Source organism: Zymobacter sp. IVIA_12111.31 C1 (genome assembly GCF_047495495.1).
GTDB lineage: Bacteria > Pseudomonadota > Gammaproteobacteria > Pseudomonadales > Halomonadaceae > Zymobacter.
This window is the reverse complement of sequence record NZ_CP179930.1, coordinates 866,948-889,744: the sequence shown is the minus strand read 5'-3', so window position 1 is coordinate 889,744 and position 22,797 is coordinate 866,948. Positions and strand designations below refer to the sequence as shown.

General features: G+C 57.4%; 20 protein-coding genes and 1 pseudogene. 15 read left to right on the top strand and 6 right to left on the bottom strand.

What is annotated here, in order from left to right; all coding sequences use genetic code 11:
- Positions 1 to 315 precede the first annotated feature (315 nt).
- From proP to ACMHYW_RS03965, 3 genes are all read left to right on the top strand, one after another.
- Positions 316 to 1,884, top strand: coding sequence for a glycine betaine/L-proline transporter ProP (gene proP, locus ACMHYW_RS03975; RefSeq protein WP_414500990.1), 1,569 nt, complete (start codon positions 316 to 318; stop codon positions 1,882 to 1,884).
- A 422-nt stretch (positions 1,885 to 2,306) separates the two neighbouring features.
- Entirely contained in the window at positions 2,307 to 4,151 is a 1,845-nt protein-coding gene (edd, locus tag ACMHYW_RS03970; RefSeq protein ID WP_414500989.1) for a phosphogluconate dehydratase, read from the top strand.
- A 335-nt stretch (positions 4,152 to 4,486) separates the two neighbouring features.
- Positions 4,487 to 4,801, top strand: a complete 315-nt coding sequence (locus ACMHYW_RS03965) for an NIPSNAP family protein (protein WP_414500988.1) — start codon at positions 4,487 to 4,489, stop codon at positions 4,799 to 4,801.
- Between the two features lie 121 nt (positions 4,802 to 4,922).
- Here the strand turns inward: ACMHYW_RS03965 and ACMHYW_RS03960 are convergent, their stop codons facing one another.
- On the bottom strand, positions 4,923 to 5,585 hold the full coding sequence (locus tag ACMHYW_RS03960) for a bifunctional 4-hydroxy-2-oxoglutarate aldolase/2-dehydro-3-deoxy-phosphogluconate aldolase (protein WP_414500987.1): 663 nt from the start codon (positions 5,583 to 5,585) through the stop codon (positions 4,923 to 4,925).
- Positions 5,586 to 6,090: 505 nt separating this feature from the next.
- On the opposite strand from ACMHYW_RS03960, the gene ACMHYW_RS03955 reads away from it, so the two are divergent.
- A complete protein-coding gene (locus tag ACMHYW_RS03955) occupies positions 6,091 to 7,035 on the top strand; it encodes an AI-2E family transporter (RefSeq protein ID WP_414500986.1) in 945 nt (314 codons plus the stop codon).
- Between the two features lie 139 nt (positions 7,036 to 7,174).
- Here the strand turns inward: ACMHYW_RS03955 and eco are convergent, their stop codons facing one another.
- On the bottom strand, positions 7,175 to 7,657 hold the full coding sequence (gene eco, locus ACMHYW_RS03950; protein WP_414500985.1) for a serine protease inhibitor ecotin: 483 nt from the start codon (positions 7,655 to 7,657) through the stop codon (positions 7,175 to 7,177).
- Positions 7,658 to 7,707: 50 nt separating this feature from the next.
- A complete protein-coding gene (locus tag ACMHYW_RS03945) occupies positions 7,708 to 7,935 on the bottom strand; it encodes a hypothetical protein (RefSeq protein ID WP_414500984.1) in 228 nt (75 codons plus the stop codon).
- Positions 7,936 to 8,090: 155 nt separating this feature from the next.
- On the opposite strand from ACMHYW_RS03945, the gene ACMHYW_RS03940 reads away from it, so the two are divergent.
- On the top strand, positions 8,091 to 8,510 hold the full coding sequence (locus ACMHYW_RS03940) for a hypothetical protein (RefSeq protein WP_414500983.1): 420 nt from the start codon (positions 8,091 to 8,093) through the stop codon (positions 8,508 to 8,510).
- A 73-nt stretch (positions 8,511 to 8,583) separates the two neighbouring features.
- On the opposite strand, the gene ACMHYW_RS03935 is transcribed toward ACMHYW_RS03940, so the two are convergent.
- Entirely contained in the window at positions 8,584 to 9,078 is a 495-nt protein-coding gene (locus ACMHYW_RS03935) for a hypothetical protein (protein ID WP_027706250.1), read from the bottom strand.
- Between the two features lie 320 nt (positions 9,079 to 9,398).
- Here ACMHYW_RS03935 and ACMHYW_RS03930 point away from each other — a divergent pair, with 320 nt between their 5' ends.
- Positions 9,399 to 10,091: a DUF969 domain-containing protein gene (locus ACMHYW_RS03930; RefSeq protein WP_414500982.1), complete on the top strand. Its 693-nt coding sequence runs from the start codon at positions 9,399 to 9,401 to the stop codon at positions 10,089 to 10,091.
- Entirely contained in the window at positions 10,088 to 11,044 is a 957-nt protein-coding gene (locus ACMHYW_RS03925) for a DUF979 domain-containing protein (RefSeq protein ID WP_414500981.1), read from the top strand. The genes ACMHYW_RS03930 and ACMHYW_RS03925 overlap by 4 nt, the downstream gene beginning before the upstream one ends.
- Before the next feature lie 24 nt (positions 11,045 to 11,068).
- Here ACMHYW_RS03925 and ACMHYW_RS03920 read toward each other — a convergent pair whose 3' ends face one another.
- Positions 11,069 to 11,362, bottom strand: coding sequence for a hypothetical protein (locus ACMHYW_RS03920; protein ID WP_414500980.1), 294 nt, complete (start codon positions 11,360 to 11,362; stop codon positions 11,069 to 11,071).
- Positions 11,363 to 11,624: 262 nt separating this feature from the next.
- Between ACMHYW_RS03920 and ACMHYW_RS03915 the strand changes: the two are divergent.
- The 5 genes and pseudogenes from ACMHYW_RS03915 to ACMHYW_RS03895 form a co-directional block, all read left to right on the top strand.
- Positions 11,625 to 12,071: pseudogene (locus ACMHYW_RS03915) on the top strand (ATP-binding cassette domain-containing protein); the annotation flags it as partial.
- A gap of 153 nt (positions 12,072 to 12,224) precedes the next feature.
- Positions 12,225 to 12,650 (top strand): NIL domain-containing protein, encoded by a 426-nt coding sequence (locus tag ACMHYW_RS03910; protein WP_414501465.1) that lies wholly within the window; start codon positions 12,225 to 12,227, stop codon positions 12,648 to 12,650.
- Positions 12,647 to 13,345 carry a methionine ABC transporter permease gene (locus tag ACMHYW_RS03905; RefSeq protein WP_051524222.1) on the top strand — a complete coding sequence of 233 codons (699 nt, stop codon included), beginning with the start codon at positions 12,647 to 12,649 and terminating at the stop codon, positions 13,343 to 13,345. The genes ACMHYW_RS03910 and ACMHYW_RS03905 overlap by 4 nt, the downstream gene beginning before the upstream one ends.
- A gap of 146 nt (positions 13,346 to 13,491) precedes the next feature.
- Positions 13,492 to 14,325: a MetQ/NlpA family ABC transporter substrate-binding protein gene (locus ACMHYW_RS03900; protein ID WP_414500979.1), complete on the top strand. Its 834-nt coding sequence runs from the start codon at positions 13,492 to 13,494 to the stop codon at positions 14,323 to 14,325.
- Positions 14,326 to 14,434: 109 nt separating this feature from the next.
- Positions 14,435 to 15,265, top strand: a complete 831-nt coding sequence (locus tag ACMHYW_RS03895; protein WP_414500978.1) for a MetQ/NlpA family ABC transporter substrate-binding protein — start codon at positions 14,435 to 14,437, stop codon at positions 15,263 to 15,265.
- A gap of 102 nt (positions 15,266 to 15,367) precedes the next feature.
- On the opposite strand, the gene ACMHYW_RS03890 is transcribed toward ACMHYW_RS03895, so the two are convergent.
- Positions 15,368 to 16,342: a helix-turn-helix transcriptional regulator gene (locus tag ACMHYW_RS03890; protein ID WP_414500977.1), complete on the bottom strand. Its 975-nt coding sequence runs from the start codon at positions 16,340 to 16,342 to the stop codon at positions 15,368 to 15,370.
- A 238-nt stretch (positions 16,343 to 16,580) separates the two neighbouring features.
- Between ACMHYW_RS03890 and ACMHYW_RS03885 the strand changes: the two genes are divergently transcribed.
- The 3 genes from ACMHYW_RS03885 to ACMHYW_RS03875 all read left to right on the top strand — a co-directional run bounded on the left by ACMHYW_RS03885 (position 16,581) and on the right by ACMHYW_RS03875 (position 22,755).
- Positions 16,581 to 18,257 (top strand): ABC transporter ATP-binding protein, encoded by a 1,677-nt coding sequence (locus ACMHYW_RS03885; protein WP_414500976.1) that lies wholly within the window; start codon positions 16,581 to 16,583, stop codon positions 18,255 to 18,257.
- Positions 18,258 to 18,299: 42 nt separating this feature from the next.
- Positions 18,300 to 20,054: an ABC transporter ATP-binding protein gene (locus ACMHYW_RS03880; RefSeq protein WP_414500975.1), complete on the top strand. Its 1,755-nt coding sequence runs from the start codon at positions 18,300 to 18,302 to the stop codon at positions 20,052 to 20,054.
- Between the two features lie 682 nt (positions 20,055 to 20,736).
- On the top strand, positions 20,737 to 22,755 hold the full coding sequence (locus ACMHYW_RS03875; RefSeq protein ID WP_414500974.1) for a TonB-dependent siderophore receptor: 2,019 nt from the start codon (positions 20,737 to 20,739) through the stop codon (positions 22,753 to 22,755).
- Positions 22,756 to 22,797 lie beyond the last annotated feature (42 nt).

Below are 22,797 nucleotides of genomic sequence, written 5' to 3'. Positions count from 1 at the left end.
TTCTTGCCCCCTCTGGCACGTCCTTTGCTGCATGAAGCGTGTTGCCAGAGGGAACCTGACAGGATAAAGATTGCCATATTTCTATTGAAGCCTCTGCCATCCTGTCATTTATGAGGCGTATATTCCGAAATTCTTAGTAGATACCGCTATATTCAGTTGCATGAACGCTAGTTACTGCTCATTTTCAGAGGTTAAGGGCCCGCACCACAGAAGAAATTATTCTATTCTCCTGTATAATGGATCCTTTCCTGTTTGATAATTTATCATTATTGATTGGTTCAACGTCTGTATTATTGCCTGCCAAAGGAGCACATGATGAGCTCGGCTCATGACAATCGAACGCTGAACGAACAGCGTCAGACATCGCACCAGCATCTAGGATTGGACGACATCACCATCGTCGACAATAGCACCCTGCGCAAAGCCGTTTCTGCCGCTGCGCTGGGTAACGCCATGGAATGGTTCGACTTCGGTGTATTCAGCCTTGTGGCTGCCTCCATCGGTAAGAACTTCTTCCCGGATGCTTCTCCGACCATTCAGCTGATGAGCGCGTTCGCCGTCTTCGCGGTGGCCTTCTTTGCGCGCCCGCTGGGTGGCTTGGTCTTCGGCCCGCTGGGTGATCGTATCGGTCGCAAGCAGGTCCTGGCCCTCACCATGATCATGATGGCGATCAGCACCTTCTGTATCGGTCTGATCCCGAGCTTCAGCGCCATCGGTCTGGCAGCGCCCATCCTGTTGATCGCCTTCCGACTCGTACAAGGGTTCTCTGCGGGCGGTGAATACGGCGGTGCCGCTACCTTCGTGGCAGAGTACTCTCCTGACCGCAAGCGTGGCTTCATGGGCAGCTGGCTTGAGTTCGGCACGTTTGCAGGCTTCATTCTGGCCTCACTGACCGTAGCCGCTGTCAGCTACTTCACCGGCGAAGCAGCTATGCATGACTGGGCATGGCGCATCCCGTTCTTCATCGCCGGCCCGCTGGGTCTGATCGGTCTGTATCTGCGTACACGTTTGGAAGAAACGCCGGCGTTTGCCGAACATGCTGAAAAGCAGAAAGCGGAAGGCAGCAGCGAAAGCGTGCCGCTGAAAGAGCTGTTCACTCAGCACTGGAAGCCGATGCTGCTGTGTATCGGTCTGGTACTGCTGATGAACGTCAGCACCTACCTGCTGACCACGGTCATGCCGACCTACATGCAGCAGCACGTGACCGATCCGAATACGGGTGAGCACATCCGCGCGCTGACCGCTGACGGCATGATGACCTTTATCATGTGCGCCATGTTGATCTTCCTGCCGCTGCTGGGTCTGTTGGCAGACAAGGTAGGGCGCAAGCCGCTGATCATTACCGGCTGTATCCTCACCATGATCTTTGCCGTACCGCTGCTGCACTTGGTACAGCAAGGCTCTCTGCTGAGTATCGGTCTGGGCCTGCTGGGCTTCTCACTGATCCAGAGCTGCTTCTCCAGCACCATGCCGTCTAAGCTGCCGTCGCTGTTCTCGACCAGCGTGCGCTACGGCGGCCTGGCAATCGCGTTCAACATTTCCGCAGCGCTGTTTGCGGGTCCGACGCCGGCCATCAACACGTGGCTGATGGATCATACCGGCAGCATCGACGTTCCGGCCTACTACTGGATCGCAGCAGCGATCATCGGTCTGATCACGATCCTGCTGACACGTGAAACCGCGGCTCAGCCGCTGGAAGGTTCGGCACCGGCCGCTTCCTCTCGTGCGGAAGCCCGCGAACTGCTGCAGGAGCACCGCTCTAACCTGGAAAACGAGCTGGAAGAGGTCGAAGAAGAACTGCGCGCCCTGAACGAGCGTCGCGCGGAAATCATCGCCGACCATCCGCACCTGCACGACGATCACACCTCGCCCAAGAAAGACTGATGGCGTGATGTGTAAATGAAGAAGGCTGCCCTACCCGGGCAGCCTTTTTTGTGAGTATTTCCTACCCTCGACATCGCCATCTAGCGGCATTCAGCAACATCACAGGTTCAACTCTGAGCAGAAAGGCCGATAGCAAAGACAGTCTTTAGCGCGTTAGCGTAGAAACACGCATATTCAATTTCCCCGCTTTCCTGCAGGTCTTGTAGAATGGGAAGGCAGGACGGTCGATCAGCATACCGTGGAGCAAGGTTATTTCAGATGGGCATTCGAGAATAGTCTCATAGCGTCGTGTCATCCCACCGACATATGAAGAAAGATTACATACATTCTCAGTATACAATGCCGATATGAACGAGACTTTGCCCCAAAAAGTTGGTAAACTTACCTACATCACAAACCAGTGATCATCCCGAGGTATAGAAATGGCCATGAATGAAACAGTGACCCGGGTCACTCAACGCATCAAGGAACGTTCTGCTGAACGTCGTGCTCTGTATCTGAAACACATGCAAGAGCAAGAAGCTCGCGGCGTACACCGCGGCCAACTTGACTGCGGTAACCTGGCTCACGGCGTTGCCGCCTGCTGTGGCGACGACAAGCAGTCTCTGAAGCTGATGAACAGCGCCAACCTGGGCATCATCTCCGCTTACAACGACATGCTGTCTGCTCACCAGCCGTTCGAAGTCTTTCCGGACCTGATCCGCAAAGCGGCTCGTGAAGTAGGCTCCACTGCCCAGTTCGCTGGTGGTGTTCCGGCCATGTGTGACGGTGTCACTCAGGGTCAGCCGGGTATGGAACTGTCTCTGTTCTCCCGCGACACCATCGCCATGGCCGCGGCCATCGGTCTGTCTCACAACATGTTCGACGCCGCGCTGTACCTCGGTGTCTGCGACAAAATCGTACCGGGTCTGTTCATCGGTGCCGCTCGTTTCGGTCACCTGCCGACCGTCTTCGTTCCGGCTGGCCCGATGACGACCGGTATCTCCAACAAGCAGAAAGCCGAAGTTCGTCAGAAATTCGCTGAAGGCAAAGTTGGCCGTAAAGAACTGCTGGATTCCGAATGTGCGTCCTACCACGCACCGGGTACCTGCACGTTCTACGGTACTGCAAACTCCAACCAGCTGATGGTCGAGCTGATGGGTCTGCACCTGCCGGGTTCCTCTTTCGTCAACCCGAACACGCCGCTGCGTGATGCGCTGACGAAATACGCGACTCAGCGTGCGGTCAAAATGACCAAACAGGGCGGCGAATTCACTCCGTTCTACAAACAGGTCGACGAACGTACCATCGTCAACGCGATCGTTGGTCTGCTGGCATCTGGTGGTTCCACCAACCACACCATGCACCTGGTTGCTATGGCCGGTGCTGCGGGCATCACCATCACGTGGGATGACTTCACCGAGCTGTCCACTGTCGTACCGGGCCTGATGAAGGTTTACCCGAACGGCCAGGCTGACGTGAACCACTTCCACGCAGCAGGCGGCATGAGCTTCCTGACTCGCCAGCTGATCAAAGGCGGCCTGATCCACACCGATATCCCGACCGTATTCGGTACCGGTATGGAAGCCTACACCAAAGAACCGTTCCTCGACGGCGACAAACTGGTATGGCGTGAAGGTCCGGAACAGAGCCTCGACGAAAACGTTATCGCAACGATCGAAAAACCGTTCGCAAAAACGGGTGGTCTGGCCGTTCTCGACGGTAACCTCGGCCGTGGCGTCATCAAAACGTCTGCCGTTCAGCCGGAACACCGCAAGGTCGAAGCACCTGCACGTATCTTCAGCGATCAGCACCAGCTGAAAGCCGCTTTCGAATCTGGCGAACTGGACCGTGACGTTGTCGTCGTTGTCCGCTTCCAGGGTCCGAAATCCAACGGCATGCCGGAACTGCACAAACTGACGCCGTTCCTTGGTGTACTGCAGGACCGTGGCTTCAAGGTCGCGCTGGTTACCGACGGCCGTATGTCCGGTGCTTCCGGTAAAGTACCGGCCGCTATCCACTTCACTCCTGAAGCACTGGAAGGCGGTCCGCTGGCCAAGCTGCGTGATGGCGACATCATCAGCCTCGACGCAGACAAAGGCGAACTCAACGTCCTCATCGATGACGCTGAGTGGGCTAAACGCGAAGTCGTCAAAGAAGACCTCAGCGCTTACCACGTAGGCATGGGCCGCGAACTGTTCGTGGGCATGCGTCAACTGGTAGGTCCGTCTGAAGCCGGTGCTTGCACCTTCGGCGGTTTCGAACAGAGCATGCTTAAAAACAAATAAGCATGCTCTGTACGCAAAAACCGGCTCCTTTTTAGGAGCCGGTTTTTTTGCGATGTACGTTTAACTTATTCAGTAACGGCGGCCTTAATAGCCCTTTCGACACTATGTCTCCGCAACAATGGCCACCTTACCGTCATACGTTAACCTCTACATTTCCTCTCTCGTTCTTCGCTCAAGATTCCGCTCGTACTCTAGTCAAACGACCTCTATTGCGCTAAAACATAGTTAATTGGTACACATTTAAGGCATGTCTGTATGGACAGGCCTACACAGTCACGCAACTTACTCTCCACACGGCATCTGCACGCGGTGCCATCGCCTCAAAGGATGATCTCATGGTATTCGAGCTGCGTACTTATACGATTAAAATGGGCGGCATGCATGACTATCTGGCACTGTTTGAAACAGTCGGTCTGCCGATTATTTCGCGTTATGCCAAGCTCATTGGGCATTGGCAGGCGGCTTCCGGCGAGCTCAATCAGATTCTTCACTTATGGTCTTATGACAGTCTGGATGAGCGCACACGCCAGCATCACGCACTATTTCAGGATGAAGAATGGCTGACCGCATTTATTCCCAAGGCGCTGACACTCGTTGAAAGGCAGGAAAGCCGAATATTGACACCCGACCAATTCTCACCACTGCAGTAAGCATCAGAGCCGTTGAGGCATGATAGTGTGTCTAGAAACGCGAAAGGGCCTCCGAAGAGGCCCTTTCTACTGAATCCGCTCACAAGGTAGCCAAGCTACCTTGTGGCACATCAGACGGCGATTAGCAGTCTTTCAGTGCTTCAACGGTTTCACGGCACAGCTTGGTGATGCCGTCCCAGTCTTTAGCGTCGATCAGGTTCTGCGGCAGAACCCAAGAACCGCCAACGCACATGATGTTGGACAGTTTCAGGTAAGTCGGCGCTTTTTCCAGCGTGATGCCGCCAGTCGGGCAGAATTTGACGCCCTGGATCGGACCACCGAAGGATTTAACGGCAGAAGCACCACCGCTGGATTCAGCCGGGAAGAATTTGAAACGACGCAGGCCGTAACGCATACCTTCCATCAGCTCGGAGATAGTCGCAACACCCGGCAGCATCGGAGCTTTGGCGTTGACGGAGTATTCGAACAGCTCGGAAGTAGCACCCGGAGTCACGATGAACTCAGCGCCAGCTTCTTCAGCCTGTTTGTACTGTTCAACGGTCAGAACGGTACCAGCACCGACGGTAGCGCCTTCAACGTCTTTCATCGCACGGATAGCGTCGAGTGCACAGTCAGTACGCAGGGTGACTTCGAGGTTCGGCAGACCACCTGCAACCAGCGCTTTCGCCAGCGGTACAGCGTCTTCGATCTGGTTGACGACGATAACCGGCAGTACTTTTGCACGTGCACAGATTTTGTCGATGGCAGCGGTGAATTCCGCCGGGAACTGTTTGAGTTCGGACATGGAAAGACTCCTGACAGGAGGTAGGAACGAGGCGGGCAAACCCTCACCCACGCTCTGGATTCATATGCCGGCCCCATGATACGCCCACAGCGCAGGAGCCAGAAACCCTTGGTCTATTGGATTGGCCGACTGATCTTATACCGCACCATTTATATCACATTCACTCGTGCATCCACCTGCGACGGTAACGCACATCGGCAACGTGACTAGGTGTCCTATCGGCAGGATTCAGTAGACATTCAGCCAACGCAATGTACCGACAGGCAGTATACCGTGTTTTGGGGTTGCTCTGCAGCGCCAAATCGCCGGAATCGCGGCCAAGTCACGCAGGCTGTCGCCCATTCAGAAACGAATTCCGTATAATCGCACTCAACCTGTAGGGTCGCTGAGCGCTCGGTACATCGCGGCACCCCCTCATCTTCGTGGAGAAACCTAGCTCATGCATGTCATGTCGAAACGTCAGGCGGTTATTACCAGCCGCCTCCTCTTTGCTGGGGGCCTGATCATGATGTTTCCCCTGCACCTGCTGACCTGTCTGTTGGCAGGGCTGCTGGTGTTCGAGCTGGTGAATGCCCTGACGCTGCCGCTACAGCGCTTGATTCCGGGCGAACGCGCACGCTGGCTGGCCGTGGCACTACTGGGGGCGTGTATCGTCGCCATTCTGGCTGTTCTCGCTATTCTAGGGATCAGTGCGGTCTCGCATGAGCTACGCAATCCCGGCACGCTGTTCAACAATGCGATGGACATCATCAACCAAGCCCGTCAGCAGCTTCCTGCCAGCGTCGTCGCCCGGCTGCCGGGCAGCGCTGAAGAAGTACATCAGACGCTCAAGGAGCTGCTGCACGAGCATATCTACGACCTGCAGCTGGTGGGCAAGGGAGCGATCCATATCTTCATCACCATGCTGCTGGGGATGATCATCGGGGCCATCGTGGCCCTACAGCGGCCGCCCGTATCAACCTCAATGACGCCGTTCACGTCTGCCCTGCTGCAGCGCGTGATCCTGCTACGCCAAGCATTCCACAATATCGTGTTCGCTCAGCTGAAGATCTCGCTGGTCAATACGGCCCTAACGACCATCTTCCTGCTGGTGATACTGCCGATCTTCGGCATCCACCTGCCACTGGCCAAAACGCTGATTATCTTCACGTTTGTGGTGGGACTGCTGCCAATCATTGGCAACCTGATCTCCAATACGCTGATCTGCATTCTGGCGCTGTCGGTGTCGTTCTGGGTATCACTGGCAACGCTCGGCTATCTGGTCGCCATTCACAAGGTGGAGTACTTCCTCAATGCCCGCATCGTGGGAAACCAGATCAATGCACGCTCATGGGAGCTACTGGTAGCCATGCTGGTCTTCGAAGCCACCTTCGGTCTGGGCGGCCTGATCGCGGCCCCGATTTACTATGCGTATATCAAAAGCGAGCTAAAGAACGACGGACTGGTTTAACCTCTCCCTTTCAGTCCCCGCTTGCCTTCCTTACGGCAAAGGCGAACACAAAAAGGCAGCCCACGAGGGCTGCCTTTTCATTTGCCTACACGATAACGCGGCCTACCAACACTATCGCGATAGCGCCGCCGTTGTAGGCCTACAGCCGCTCGGCAGGCATCGGGTCGGCATCCGCACGCCACAGCATATAGCGCACTTCGATATCGGCGGGCGTGTAGATCACAATGGGCATCCGGCTGTTGTAGCGCAGCATGCGGTTAGCATCGACAGCCTGAACGAATGCACTGCGCTCGCTGTCGAGCGGACAGGCCTTTTCCGTCGAGACTAACGGATGCTCTTTGCCATACACAAAGTAATCGTAGCCCCAGCCGGGTACGTGGCGTTCAACCAGCTCGCCGCCGAATGCGTAGTGGTTGCAGTCGATGGTCAGCGTCTTGCCTACCTGAATTTCAACCTGGAAGCGGGGCTCTTCTGCACGCGCAGGCAACTGGATGACGTGGCGGATCTGGCCGGGCTCGGGCTGGGGAAAAGGTGCCAACGCGGCATTGGGCGCAGCACAGGCCATCGTTGGGCCTAGCATCAGCAGCGCGGTAGCAGCGTTCGCGAGAGTGGACTTCTTCATATCATGAGGGTTCTTCGTGTCGGTGCATGAGTTACGGTGCCATTACGGCATCAGTGGGAATACCCACTGTTGATCTGACAGTCCGCGGCGACGAAATCGAATGCCCTGTCGGTGTGAACGCTGGGCAGATTACTGTAAAGGCACTGTCGAGCATCATTGCTCATCGCCTTGACATCGATACCGCCATCGACGAGATAAGGAGCAGGTGCGGAACAGCGTCCCAGCATGATCCCTACGATGAAGAGAATGAACGTTGTGACGACGCTTCGGGTACTCATTTCCACTCCTTGGATGTCTTTGTGCGGCGAACGGCATATAACGTCATGCTACACCAGCTAGGTATAGCAATATATATGGTTCATGACATCGCAACGTTCAACATTCGCAGCAGTCAGCTGCTACACTTCGTCCTCGTCTGTTCAGGAGAATGTCCATGAAAAGGATTGTCTTGGCGATGGCCCTGAGCGCCGTCGGTCTGCCCCTTGCAGCCGTCGCGGCACCTGCCTCTCAACCTGCCGTCGACGCGTATTACCACGATATGCTGTCCATCACGCACGATGCGAATCAGGCCGGCGAGGCCTGCATGTCGTCACTGAAGAATCATCGTTCTTCGGCGACAACGCCGGCCTGTCGCACGTTCGAGCAACGCTATCAGCGTGCGGTCGATCAGAGCGAAAGCTTGGCGGCCCGCCTCAAGGTGGCGGGTCAGACCCTGCACCGTTCTGATCCACGCTTGGCTCAGCTGACGCGCGCAACCGAAACGCTCAACCACTATATGGACAACTATCAAGACCGCCCGTCGGCGGGCGAGCAAGACGGCGTTATGCACATCATGGAAGAAACTGTGCACTAACATCATCGCTCAATGCTGTCGGCAGGGTCGGTTCGCCGTCAATTAAACGGCCTGACCTTGCCGACACACCGACTCAGCCGCCGTCGGAAATGGCCGCTGTCAGGCCATAGGCCATCGCGACCGGCAACGGCAGCGTATGGTCGCGGATAGTGATTTCTGTCGGGCGCGTGTCGTCCAACGGATGTTCGCAGTGCAGCACGCGCTTGCCATCAGCTGACGTCGAACGCGTCACGTTTTCGCACGGCGTGGCTGAAATCATCAGATGCTGTCCCGGCGTATGCGCAGTACTGCCCTGTATCTGCAGCAGCACGTTGACAGGTGTGTCGGTTCCGAACAGCTCGGGCGCCACCATCTGACCACTGGTCACGATCGTTTTATCCGCATGCTCGGCGACACTCTTGGGAAAGGCGATGCTTGAGACCAGCGACATGCTCGCCGTATCGTAAAACACCACTTGGTACTGCTGATGCGCTTGCTGCTTCGCCTTTTCATCCTCGGCACTGGGATGACAACCCATCAGACCCACGGCCAGCAGCGCGATCATCCATCGTACGCCTCGTAACAGCATGAATACTCCTTACCTTTACTTCGCCCAATACCATACTTGATACATCGGATTGATTGAATGCGCCTGTCCTCCGTTGGACAGCGAACACGGCCACAAAGTCGCTTATGGTAAAGACAACCGCTATGGAACGTCCACGTCGGAGGCTGCCTTACAGGCACCGAACGTCGACATGTGCCGCGCTTGTACTACCGTTTACTACCGTTCGCGGACGGCACAAAGCCCTTCGCCAACGCTGACCGGGCGCCGCACGCCCGCTTTTATTCATCCCTTATCATCAATCATTAACCTTTATCATCAATCATTAAAAGGACGACACACGGATGTGGGCACTGTCAGGCATTGCCATCGTCATCATTGGCTTCGCACTACGTTTCAACCCGCTGGTGATTGCCCTTGCGGCGGCGCTCGCCACTGGCATTAGCGTGGGCCTGTCATGGGTAGAAGTCATCTCGCTTGTGGGCACAGCGTTTGTCGACCAGCGCTTCATGGTACTGGTCTTTCTGGTCGTGCCCGTGATCGCGATTCTGGAAGCCTACGGGCTGCGCGAGCGCGCTCAGCATGTCATGCGTAAGGCACACGCTCTCTCGACCTCACGGCTGCTGATCGGCTATCTGGCCCTGCGGCAGGTGATGTCATCGCTGGGGCTGATGGCGCTAGGAGGACACCCGCAGATGGTACGCCCATTGGTAGCCCCCATGGCGGAAAGCGCGGCCCACCACCGCTATGGCATCGTTCCTGGGCACTGGCGCGAGCAGATTCGCGCTCACGCGGCGGCCGTCGATAATATCGGCCTGTTCTTTGGTGAAGACACCTTTGTGGCCGTAGGGCCTTTGCTGCTGATGCAGGGTTTCCTTGCCGCACAGGGCTACGCCTATGATCCACTTCAGCTTGCGGTATGGGCAATTCCCAGTGCAGTGATCGTCTTTGTGCTGCACAGTACCCGCCTCTGGCACTTCGAAGGCCAGCTGCGCCGTGCCAGCCACCACGCCCCCGGGCACCGGGAGGCCTCATGAGCACACTTGAGCTGCTCTATCTGCTAATGGGCCTCGTGCTGGCCTGTGTCAGCGCATTCACAGCACTTGATCGTCATCATACCCAACGGCTCAAGGCCACCGCATTCTGGTCGATCAATGCCGTGCTGTTTTTGGCGGGAAGCCAGCTGCCGCCCTTCGCATGCGGCGTGCTGGTGATGATCATGATTGCACTGGTGGCAACGCGCGGAGGTATCGGCCGCAGCCAGCGGCCCAAAATAGATCGTACCCATCGCGATACGCGCGCCGCGCAGTTCAAGGGACGCCTTTTTCTGCCGATGCTGGTTGTGCCGCCCATCACACTGGCGGGCACAGCGCTCTTCAAGATAAGCGCAGCCAAAGGCTACCCGCTGATCGACCCACACCATGCCACTCTGGCGGCGCTGGCGCTGGGCATTGGAGTGGCGTTCATCGTGAGCCTGTACGTATTGCGTGTACGCCCAGCCCAGGTAATGCGTGAAGGCACACAGCTGTACGACACCATCGGCTGGACGCTCATACTGCCGCAGATGCTGGCCGCACTGGGGGCCATCTTCGCCAAAGCCGGTGTGGGCGCGCCTATTGCTCAGCTGCTTCAGCAGATACTACCACTGGCCCACCCTCAGGTGGCCGTACTGACTTATGGGCTGGGAATGGCTCTGCTGGCGTTTATTATGGGCAATGCGCTGGCAGCGTTTCCCATCATGACCGTTGGCGTCGGGCTGCCGTTCATCGTGATCCAGTCGGGCGGTGACCCGACGGTTATGGCCTCGCTGGGCATGCTGTGCGGATTCTGTGGCGGGCTGATGTCGCCGATGGCGGCCAATTTCAACACGCTACCGGCCACGCTGCTCCAGCTTTCGTCGCGCCATGCGGTCATCCGGCAGCAATGGCCGACAGCGCTGATCATGCTAGGGGTTAATCTAGGGCTGATGATGGGGCTGGTGTATCGCTAAAGGTGAGAATGCCGCGCTGCTGGGTCACAGCGCGGTGGTGCGGGCGATGCGGCCATAGCGCTGGCCGCGGTTCTCGACGCCGATAACGGTGCTGACGGGCAGTTCGGCCCCGTAGACGTCTTCAGGCGTCATGGCCGCGCTGAGGCACGCGGGCCGCTTGCCCACAGGGGCAATCACGATGTGGTGGGCGTCAACGCGTACGATCTGACCGACGTAGTAGCCATTGTTGTATTCGATTTCGGCTCGATCACCGGTACTGCAGCTCAGCAGTATGCGCAGGAACCGGTCATCCGGTACCCGCTGACAGTCACTGTTCACGGACGTCATCTCCTTGCAGATCATGGAATCGACCTCTGTCACAATGATATGACGTGATCCCACTTTTAGCACTCTGTGTTAAATGCTCTGCTTATCTGAATATGTATATATTGAATAACCCAACCGGTTCTTATTCATTTATTATAAGCGACAGACCATGTACTCTTATACTTTCATTCTGCGAACAGGCCAAGGTCACCCGCTGAGACGTGTTCGACAGTGGCATGGCGAACGCATGGCAAAGTAAAGGTGTTCAATAACGATGATTACGCTAAGGAACGTGTCCAAGCGCTTTGAGACACGCCACGGCATCGTGACGGCCGTCGATGATGTCACGCTGCACATAGAAGCGGGACAGATATTCGGCATCATAGGATACAGCGGTGCGGGCAAGAGTACCCTGATTCGCCTGCTCAATGGGTTGGAACTGCCCAGCGAAGGCTACCTTGAGGTGGCCGGTCATGAGCTGCCCAAGCTGACGACCGCTCAGATGCGCACCGCACGCCGGAAGATCAGCATGGTCTTCCAGCACTTCAACCTGCTGTGGTCACGTACGGTTGAAGAGAACATTTCGCTGCCGCTCGAAGTGGCAGGCGTACCGGCCTCTGAGCGCCAGCAGCGCGTACAGGGGCTGATCGAGCTTGTTGGGCTGAACGGGCGCGAACATGCCTATCCGTCCCAGCTGAGTGGCGGCCAAAAGCAGCGCGTTGGCATTGCCCGTGCGCTGGCCAACAACCCCGACGTACTGCTGTGCGACGAGGCGACTTCTGCGCTCGACCCCAAGACCACCAATTCCATTCTGGAACTGCTGTCGGACATCAATCGTCGCCTCGGGCTGACCATTGTACTGATCACGCACGAGATGAACGTTGTGCGCCAGATCTGCCACCGTGTGGCAGTCATGGAAGCGGGCCGTATCGTCGAAAGCGGTCCGGTGCTGGAAGTCTTCGCGCATCCGAAGCAAGAGATCACGCGTAGCTTCATCCGCCAGCTGACCGGGGCCGAAGACACAGCCGATCAGGTCATTGCGCATCTTCGCAAGGCGAACCTGCCGGGCGTCATCATCAAGCTGACGTTCATTGGCAACCAGTCCGAGCAGCCGCTGATCGCGACCCTGATCCAGCGCTATCAGTTGCCGATCAGTATTCTTCACGGTTCGATCAACTACACCTCGGAAGGCGCTTTCGGCCTACTGTTCCTGCACGTACAGGGTTCACCGGAACAGATTCTCGAAATGCGCACCTTCATCGAAAGTCAGGATGTCGAAATGGAGGTTATTTCCTCATGAGCCTTGCAAGCCTTTCCGACAGCAGCCACTTCTTCGGGCTGCTGCCCAACGTCACGTGGGACATGCTACAGACCGCGACCCTGCAGACGCTCTACATGGCGTTCGTTTCGGCGCTGATTGTGTGCCTGCTTGGCCTGACTATTGGTGTTTTCCTGTTTCTGACCTCGCCGGGGCAGGCGCTGGATCGTCCGTGGATCTATCGTCCGCTGGCACTCGCCGTGAACACACTGCGCGCCATTCCGTTCATCATCTTGCTGGTACTGCTGATTCCGTTCACCAAATTCTTGGTGCACACGACGCTCGGCCCGACAGCGATCCTGCCGACACTCATCATCGGTGCGGCGCCGTTCTATGCCCGTCTGGTCGAGATCGCGCTCAAGGAAGTTGATCACGGTGTGCTGGAAGCCGCTCAGGCTATGGGCTGCAACCTGCGCCACATCATCTTCAAGATCCTGCTGCCTGAGTCATCTCCGGCACTGGTGTCCGGCATTGCCGTCACCACCATCCTGATGATCGGTTACACCGCCATGGCGGGCTTCGTCGGCGGCGGTGGTCTGGGTGATCTGGCGTACAATTTCGGTCACCAGCGCGGTATGACGGACGTCACGGTCTGCACGACCCTGATCCTACTGGCACTGGTCATCATCGTGCAGTTCGTGAGTGACAGGGTCACCCGTCGTCTGGACAAACGCTGAGGCGACTCCCCTCGAGCTGCACCGATGCCGCCTACAGCGGCATCGCCCTTTCCTTCCTGCCGTCATACCGGACAGCGTCAGCCCCCCCGCTGGCGCTGTCTGACAAACGGTTTCCCGCCCCGCTGGCACACGAAAAGGATTTCGTTATGAAGACACACTGGATGGCCACCACGGCCGCTCTGGCTACTGCACTGCTGCTGTCGGCCTGCGGCGGCGGGCGAGATGCCGACCATACGATCACCGTTGCGGCCAACCCCGTACCGCATGGGGAAGTGCTCGAACAGACGCGCCCGATCCTGAAAGCTCAGGGCTATGAGCTGGATATCAAGGTGGTCAACGATTACATCGTGCCGAACACTGCGCTGGCCAACGACGATGTCGATGCCAACTTCTTCCAGCACGAGCCTTACATGAACACGGTCATCCATGTCGAGCATAAGGGTGATCCCAAGTACGATTTCGTCAAAGCTGGCGGCTATCTGCTGGCCCCTATCGGCATCTACTCCAAACACTATAAGCGCCTGCAGGACCTGCCTGACGGTGCCAAAGTGCTGATGCGCAATGCGGTGGCCGATGAAGGTCGTGTACTGGCCATCTTCCAGCGTGAGGGGCTGATTAAGCTCAACCCGAATGTACCGATTGTGTCTGCCAGCGTGGCCGATATCATCGACAATCCGAAGCACCTCGACTTCCGCCCCAACATCGAAGCCTCCATGCTGCCCGCGATGTACCGCAACGATGAAGGCGACGCCATCGTCATAAACGCCAACTTTGCGCTGGGGGCAGGCCTTGATCCGATCCACGACCCGATCGCCGTCGAAGCCTCTAATAACAACCCTTATATCAATATCGTAGCCGTGCGCCGTGGCCACGAACACGACCCGAAGATCGAAGCGCTGCTGAGTGCACTGCGCGATCCGAAGGTGCAACAGTTCGTGATCGACAAATACAAAGGCGCAATAATCCCGGTCAATGACTAAGGTAATGATAACGTTATAACCATTAGTCGCTTGTCCTCACGGCTAATCGTTATATGATCTGCTCAATACTGCGCTTTGCGCTCAGGACACGCTTCTCAGGAGAACATTGATGAAAAAGACATTGATCGCCACGGCGGCCGCATTGACCGCTGCTCTTGCACTGACAGCTTGCGGCGGCAAGAAGGATGACCCGCATACGCTGACCATCGCAGCGACGCCGGTACCGCACGCTGAGATCCTCGAACAGGCCAAGCCGCTGCTGAAAGCCGAAGGCTATGACCTCGACATCAAAGTCGTGCAGGATTACGTGATCCCGAACACCGCACTGGCCAACGATGACGTCGATGCCAACTATTCGCAGCACCTGCCCTACATGGATACGGTCATCGCAGAGCACAAAGGCGATCCGAAGTACGATTTCGTCAATGCTGGGGCTATTCACCTCGAGCCGATCGGCATCTACTCCAAGAAATACAAAAGCCTGAACGATCTGCCGGAAGGCGCCAAAATCCTGATGCGCAACACAGTATCGGATGAAGGCCGTACGCTGGCCATCTTCCAGCAGGCCGGTCTGATCAAGCTGAAACCGGGCATTCCGGTCGTTTCCACTCGCGTTGCTGACATCATTGACAACCCGAAACACCTCGACTTCCGCCCGAACATCGAAGCGTCCATGCTGCCCACCATGTACCGCAACGATGAAGGCGACGCTGTCGTCATCAATGCCAACTTCGCACTGGGTGCGGGCCTAGATCCGGTCCACGATCCGATCGCTATCGAAAGCCCGGACAATAACCCCTACGTGAATATCATTACCGTTCACCGCGGCCATGAACACGATCCGAAGATCGAAGCGCTGGTCAAAGTGCTGCGCTCTCCGGAAATCCAGCAGTTCATCCGCGACAAGTACAAAGGCGCTGTGATCCCGGTCAATAACTGATCCAACCGGTGCTCATTTTGTGCTGACAAAGAAAGCCCGCATGCTGGTGCATGCGGGCTTTCTTTATATCGAGATAAAGGCGTGGCCGTTAAGGCATGAGGTTCAGAGCCGGGTCATGCCGTCGACGTGGATGGAGCGCTTGAAGACCGATGGCAGCACGCCAAGCTGCTTTTGGAAGGCCGCCGAGAAATGGCTGGCATTGGCGTAGCCTAGATCGGAGGCCACCGTCATGACAGAGACGTTATCGCACAGTAGCCGACGCCGCGCTTCCTGCATCCGCTCCGCCTGGAACAACCCATAGACACTGTTGTTAAACATTGAGCGGAACCCTTTCTTCACCTTCAAAACACTAAGCCCGGTTTCGCGCGCCAGCTCGGTGATCGTAGGTGCCTTGGTCAGATCGGACAGTAACAGCGCCTTGGCCTTCATCAACTTCTGGCGGTCGGGCTGTCGTAGCGGGCAACCGACACAGCGGTCGATCTCCATATGCTTTTCGAGCATCAGACTCAGCATCACCAGACTTTGCCCTTTCTGCCACATCGTGGCCAACGCGTCGCCACCACGTTCATCAGCATTGATCAATGCATTCCACAGCATCTGTGCGGCACCGTGTATTTCAGCGCTGTGATTATTACGCTGACAATAGCCGTATGATATTTCACATTGCTGAAGAATATCGTTTACATCGGGAACGCATTGTTTCAATACAATAGGGTCGATGGATAATGTGATGCTTTCAAAAACGCCCTCGTAAAAAGCTTTACCACGACAGCCTGAAGTATGACTTATATAAAACGTGCCGGTTTCTAACACACATTCATTATTGCTACGCCGCATATCAGGAATGATGCGAGATTTCCCATTGAGGATGCAGCTGAAGTTGATACGCCCGGAGTCGTCATAGAGATAGAACTCGCGAGGGGAGGACAGATGGGTGCGCCATAAGATCAGCTCCATCCCTTCCTGCACGGGATAGCGGCGCAGCATGTACTGGGCATCGTGATCCAGCTGGGGGACGGGCTGCCCGTCCAGCAGGCGACTGATGGCGATGTCATCGCAGAGGTGACGTTCCCTCATGATGGCTGTCGCTCCATATGACATGGTTCAGCACCGATACGGATATTTAAAATACCCTTTGGGGTAGATGAATTCTTACCATGCATTACTCTGTCGCGGTTATATCCGACACCGCCCTCTGTTCGCCGGGAGAGAGTTCATGCTACTACACCCCAAACTCAGGGCACAATATAAGCGCAATGATATAAAGTCGCGTTCACTGTGGCATATAATGGCGTCCGTACATGTGCCTATCATCATGGCGATGACAATTTCCGGCGTGGCAGCTCTGACGTCTTTGGGAGCGCTGATCTGCTTGGCTTGGGTCATTCATTCACTCGCGATATCCCCGCTGTGGTTTCCGACATTACCCTTCTGCTGCTGCCTAGCAGCGACCGTGGCGACCTATCTGCTGCGGCTGACCGCTTTCACCGTTTCCCATGAAGCGGCCTTCCGGCTGGAAGCGGAGCTACGCACTTCGCTCGCCCGAAAACTCATGAAGCTATCGCTGTCAGATGTGCATGCCCTCGGTACAGGCACACTCTCCAATGTCATGCAGGAGGACGTGAGATCTCTGCATGCCTTCGTCGCCGACAGCACGCCGCTGTATGCACGTGCCATCGTTATGCCGGTGGGCACGTTTCTGGTAGCGGCCTACTGTGACTGGCGACTAGCCTGCGGCATGCTGGGCGTGTTACTGCTGGGCGGGGGCGTTATGTACTGGGCGAGATGCCATGGCGATATGGGCCATCAATACGGCCAAGCACGCGAACGCGTCAGTGCTGCAATCATCGAGTTCATGCAGGCCATGCCCGTCGTGCGCATGTTCGACGGCGGCTCATCCAGCTTCGTCAACTATCAGCGTGCGCTGAAGGCGTGGCGAGACGTGCTGACCCGTTGGTACCGAGAAGCCTCCTGTTCTGCTCGGCTGTCGTTTGCACTGATCGGCCCCCTACCGACCCTGCTGGTACTGGTCTGGCTGGGTTATGGCCTGGCCGCACAGGGGAGCCTGCCCCCTTTTGCATGGGTGACCGTGCTACTGATCGGCAGCGGGATGGCCGAGGCGGTAATGCCGATGATATCCCTTCAGCAACTGGTGAAACGCACACGCCTGTGTGCGCTGCGCATCCAGCGCCTGCTGGCGCAGCAAGAGCAGCCGCAGCCCGCGCACCCACGGTTTCCTGCCGATGCCAGCGTGACGTTTCAACATGTCAGCTACCGCTACCCGGGCACGTCCGGTGACACCACCCTAACCGACATTGATTTCCATGCTCCGGCCGCCTCAATGACGGCACTGGTCGGCGCTTCCGGGGCGGGCAAGAGCACGGCTATGCGGCTGCTCTGCCGTTTCGCAGACGCTACAGAAGGGGGCATTACGCTAGGCGGTATCGGCGTTCGCGCCATGACCACCGATACCCTGATGCAGCAGATCGCCTACGTTGCGCAGGACACCTTTCTGTTCGCCGATACGGTAGCAGCCAACATCAGCGTGGGCCTGCCCAATGCAGCGCGAGACGACATCATCGCAGCCGCTCGTCTGGCCTGCGCTCACGAGTTCATCGAAAAGCTACCCAACGGCTATGACACCGTAGTAAGTGAAAAGGGCTCGTCGCTGTCGGGCGGTCAGCGTCAGCGACTTGCCGTAGCCCGTGCTCTTCTACAACCGCGCCCGCTGATGGTGCTCGATGAAGCCACCGCCTTTCTGGACAGCACCAGCGAAGCCGCGCTGATGGCGTCGCTGCGTACCGAGCGGCACGGCAGAACGATCCTCTTTATTACCCACAAACCCACGATCGCGAGCCAAGCCGATCACGTTCTGTTCTTCGCAGAAGGACGGATCGTCGCACAGGGAACGCATGCCGTTCTGCTCGCGACCGTACCCGACTATGCCGCACTGTGGGCGACCGCCAACAATGCTCGCGGTGCTCAGTCATGATTCACGCGGAGATGGACGAGACGGATTGCTGATCCGCCCGCCATGACGACTATGCACACCCTTTCGCTGCCTTCCCGGCTACTGACGCTGTACCACCGCCTGCGACTGGCCGTCGGCCCGGCCGCCCCTCGACTGACGCGTTCACTGGTAGCGCTGCTGCTGGCAGCCATACTGCAAGGCATCGCGTTTTCTTGCCTGTACCCGATCGTGACCATCATCATCGACGGCCAGCCCATTGCGGGCATAAGGGCTCCTGCCACCGTGATGACAATCACCGGCCTTTTGTCGCTGGCCTTGCGTTGGTACGGCCAGGGATTCGAGTACGCGGGTCATCTTGCTAACGCCACCTATGCCCTGCGGCTGAGGCTGGGCGAGAAACTCCGCAGCATCTCACTGGAAGCGCTGCAGCAAACACGGGCGGGCGAGATGAACGCCGTGCTGCTCGGCAGCATCGACGAGCACTTCAACTACGTCATTGCTATTGCCAATACCGCCTTCACCTCAATCGCCACTCCGCTCACCGTGACGGCCATCACCGCTGCCGTCAATGCGCCTCTGGCGCTTGCCCTGCTGGTGATGTTTCCATTGATGGCACTGCTGAACCACTGGCAGCGCCCGATGAAGCGACGCCACATCAGCGAGCTAGTGCAGGCCAATGAAAGACTCAGCGGGGACATCGTCGAATTCGTGCAGGGGCAGGAAACGCTCCGCTTCTGTGGCGAGGAAGAGGCGCGCTACGCGGCCATTCGTGATCGCTGCCACGCCTTCAAGCGGCTCCAGCAGCGCCTGCACCGCGGTGGCGCTAATGCCACGCTGCTCACCTCTAGCGCCATCGAGCTAAGCCTGCTCGGCGTGGTGTGCCTCGGTGTACTGTGGGTGATATCAGGATCACTGGCCTTGCCCGCACTGATGACCGCCATGATCATCATCAGCCGCTTTTCCGAGCCAATGGCAAGTTTCATCAGCCAAGCAGTGGTGCTAGAGCTGCTTTCCTCAACGCTGCACCACCTTCAGCGCCTGCTTGATATGCCTGCTCTTCCCGTACTGCCCAGCGCCGCAGAGCCCGATTCGTTTGAGGTGACCTTCGATCAAGTGACGTTCCGCTACGCACAGGCACCGCACGATGCCGTCAACACGCTGTCGGCCCACTTCGAAAGCGGGCGTACCAGTGCGGTGGTCGGGGCCTCCGGCGCAGGCAAAAGCACCGTCGCCAAGCTGCTCCAGCGCTACGCGGACCCGCAGCACGGCACGATCCGGATCGGCGGCGTCGATATCCGCGCCCTGACTGCGCAGCAGCTGAACCGTTACATTTCGGTGGTCTTTCAAGACGTCTTCCTATTCAACGAAACGGTGCTGACCAATCTGTGGATGGCGCGCCCAGAGGCATCACGCGAAGAGGTGCAGGAAGCGGCTCGACAGGCGCAGTGTCTTGAGGTAATCGAACGGCTGCCCGAAGGCTGGCAGACGCACATCGAAAATGCGGGCGTAACACTGTCGGGCGGTGAACGCCAGCGTCTGTCGATCGCCAGAGCACTGCTGAAAGACACCCCCATCGTAGTGCTGGACGAACCAACGGCTTCACTCGACATGGCAAGCGAACACGCGGTTCAGCGTGCGCTGGAACGACTGGCCCAAGGGCGTACGGTGGTACTGATCACCCACCGCCTAGCAACGCTGATGGCCGCAGATACGGTCTATTTCATGCGACAAGGCACCGTCACCGACCACGGATCGCACACCGAACTAATGGCACGCAATGCCGCCTATCGCACCCTCTGGAGTGAAAGTACCGACTGAGGCGATGCCTTCCTCTTGCGTATATTCCCCCTAGCGATATCCCCCGCCTTTCTGCCCTGACGCGCCTGCGTCGGGGCTTCCGCGCGGCCCCTCTATTCAAAAATTCATTAATGATGAAAGGGTTATCAATACCAAATAGAGCATAAGCCAACCCTTTTCGGGTAGCCTTCAAATGATAATGAATATTATTCTCATAAAAGAAAATACCGTCATTCATCGCGTGACACCGTACCCATACGGCGCTCGATCTGGCTGATAACGCTTATCGCTTCATGTCGTTCCGACGTCATGAGCCGCCCGCAGGCCAGCGTCAGGAGGACTCATGGCATCAGATACCTTTTTTCATCCCCCATGACTTCGGCTTCGCAGCCATCGCTGCCCGAGCTTCGTCATTCCCTGACCGAGCGCGGCCTCAGCCGTCACTCACTCCCAGATCAGCTCATGGCGGTAACGCACTGGCCACTCACGGCCGTCGGTAAGATCGACCGCCAAGCGCTTATCCGGCAGGCTACTGCCGCCTCGCCTGAGACTGCTTCATAAATATCCCAGTATAAACAAGGGAATTACGACCCGACACGGGCAGAATGCTGCTCGTATCGGGTAGCTGCAACAATAGAAACGATTATCATTTACAAGCACAACGCGTTCAGAAGGCCATCAACACATCAGGAAGACAGACCCCATGTCCATCATCAGGCGCTACTCAATTGCGCTAAGCGGCGTATTGCTGCTGCCCGTTGCCCAGGCAAGAGCCTTACAGCGAACATCCGATGTCTACGAAGTCACGGCCAGCAAGGTCTCCCCCGATTCAGCATCATCACAGAACGCCGCTTCGACCGTGGTGAATGCCCCCGCCCTGCGGGCCGCAGGCGTCACTGATACCGAGAAGCTGGATCGCGTGTTGCCAGGGCTCCATATGGAAAACGCTGGCTCACTGCTGTTTCCTTCTATTTCCCTGCGTGGCGTCACGTCAGCACAGGACCCTTACAACCCCGCGCTCTCCGTGTACGTAGATGGGGTGCCGCAGCTTTCGACCAACACGATACAAGCGCTGACCGATGTCCAGAGCGTCGAGCTACTGCGCGGCCCACAGGGCACGCTGTACGGCAAAAGCGCACAGGGTGGGGTCATCAATATCACGACTCGCCGTCCGACGAATACTCCTCATGGCTATATTGAGGGCGGCATCGAAAGCCGCGATGGCTACCACAGCAAGCTACACCTCAGCGGCCCACTGCAGAAAGGCCTGCTGTACGGCAGCATGACCCTGCAACGCCAGGTCGATGGGGGCGACATGACCAACCCTGCCACGGGCCACGATGATCTAGGGGGAGCGAAAGCCAATACCGGCAACGTCAAACTGCTGCTGGCTCCGGACAACCAGCCGTGGGAAATCGGGGTATCCGCTACCCGCGAATGCACCCGCGCCACGCAGGATACGTATGTTGCGTTCGGCGATCCCCACAACCACACGCTGAGTGTCGTGTCGGGCTCGCCTGATCCCTATCTCGACCGCTGCACCAACAGCCAGACACTGACAGGCAAGTACACCACTGATGCGTGGACGTTCTCACTGATCAATGCTTGGCAGCAGCAGCACTATGACCGCATTTTCCCTAACAGCACGCTCATCGCCAATACTCCGGAACGCTGGAACCAGAACCTCCAGGAGCTACGAGCGACCACCAATCCTGGCGGTCCCGTGGACGTGACACTGGGCCTTTACCGCCAGAACACGCGTGAAAATCTGGACATGCGTTACGACATGCCCACCGGCAACTACCTGTCCACCCAGTCCCGCACCACCAGCAATACACTGGCCGCCTATTCCGATCTAACCTGGCACGTCACCGACCGCATCGATCTCGGCGGTGGTCTGCGCTTCTCCCATGACAAAGCAAGCACACACTATTCCGGTAGCATGCTCGGCTCACCGTTCGGTGACCAGAACAGCAGCAGCGACGATCAGGTGCTGGGACAGCTGTCCGCAGGCTATATGCTGAACGACGACTGGCGTGTGTACACCCGCATCGCACAGGGCTACAAACCGTCGGGCTACAACATCGTGCCGTCACCCGGCTTGTCGGCGACCCCGTTCGCAGCGGAAAGATCTATCAACTACGAACTGGGCGCACGCTACGAAAGCGATGCCGTTCGACTGCAGAGTGCCGTCTTCCACACCCACACTAAAGACCTGCAACTGTACTCAGGCGCACAAGGCTTACAGACCCTGACCAATGCGGGCACCGCCGACGCGACGGGCGTGGAACTGGAAGCGGCCTGGCAATTCACTCCGAGCTGGAGCTGGGATATCAACGGTAACGTCGTGCACTCAGTCTTCGCCAACGACAGCGACTCCTATGCGGGCAAACGCACACCGTTCACCCCCCGCTATACGCTGGGCAGTGGTCTGAGCGGCCACATCGACACGTCCTATGGCGCGCTGACCCCACGCCTTGCAGGCCACGTCGTCGGCTCGCACTACTTCGAAGGGGATAACACGCTACGCCAGGGCACCTATGCGACCGTCGATGCCCGTCTGGGGTGGCAAGCCACTCAGCGCCTGAGCGTTGAACTGTACGCCGACAACCTATTCGATCGTCGCTACTTTACCTATGGCTATCTAAGCGGCAGCAGCGCCTTCGGACAGGTCAATATGGGCCGAACCATCGGTCTCAATGTCCGTGCCGACTTGTTCTAAAGAATATGGTATGGCACCAGTGTGATCGGTGCCATACCATAA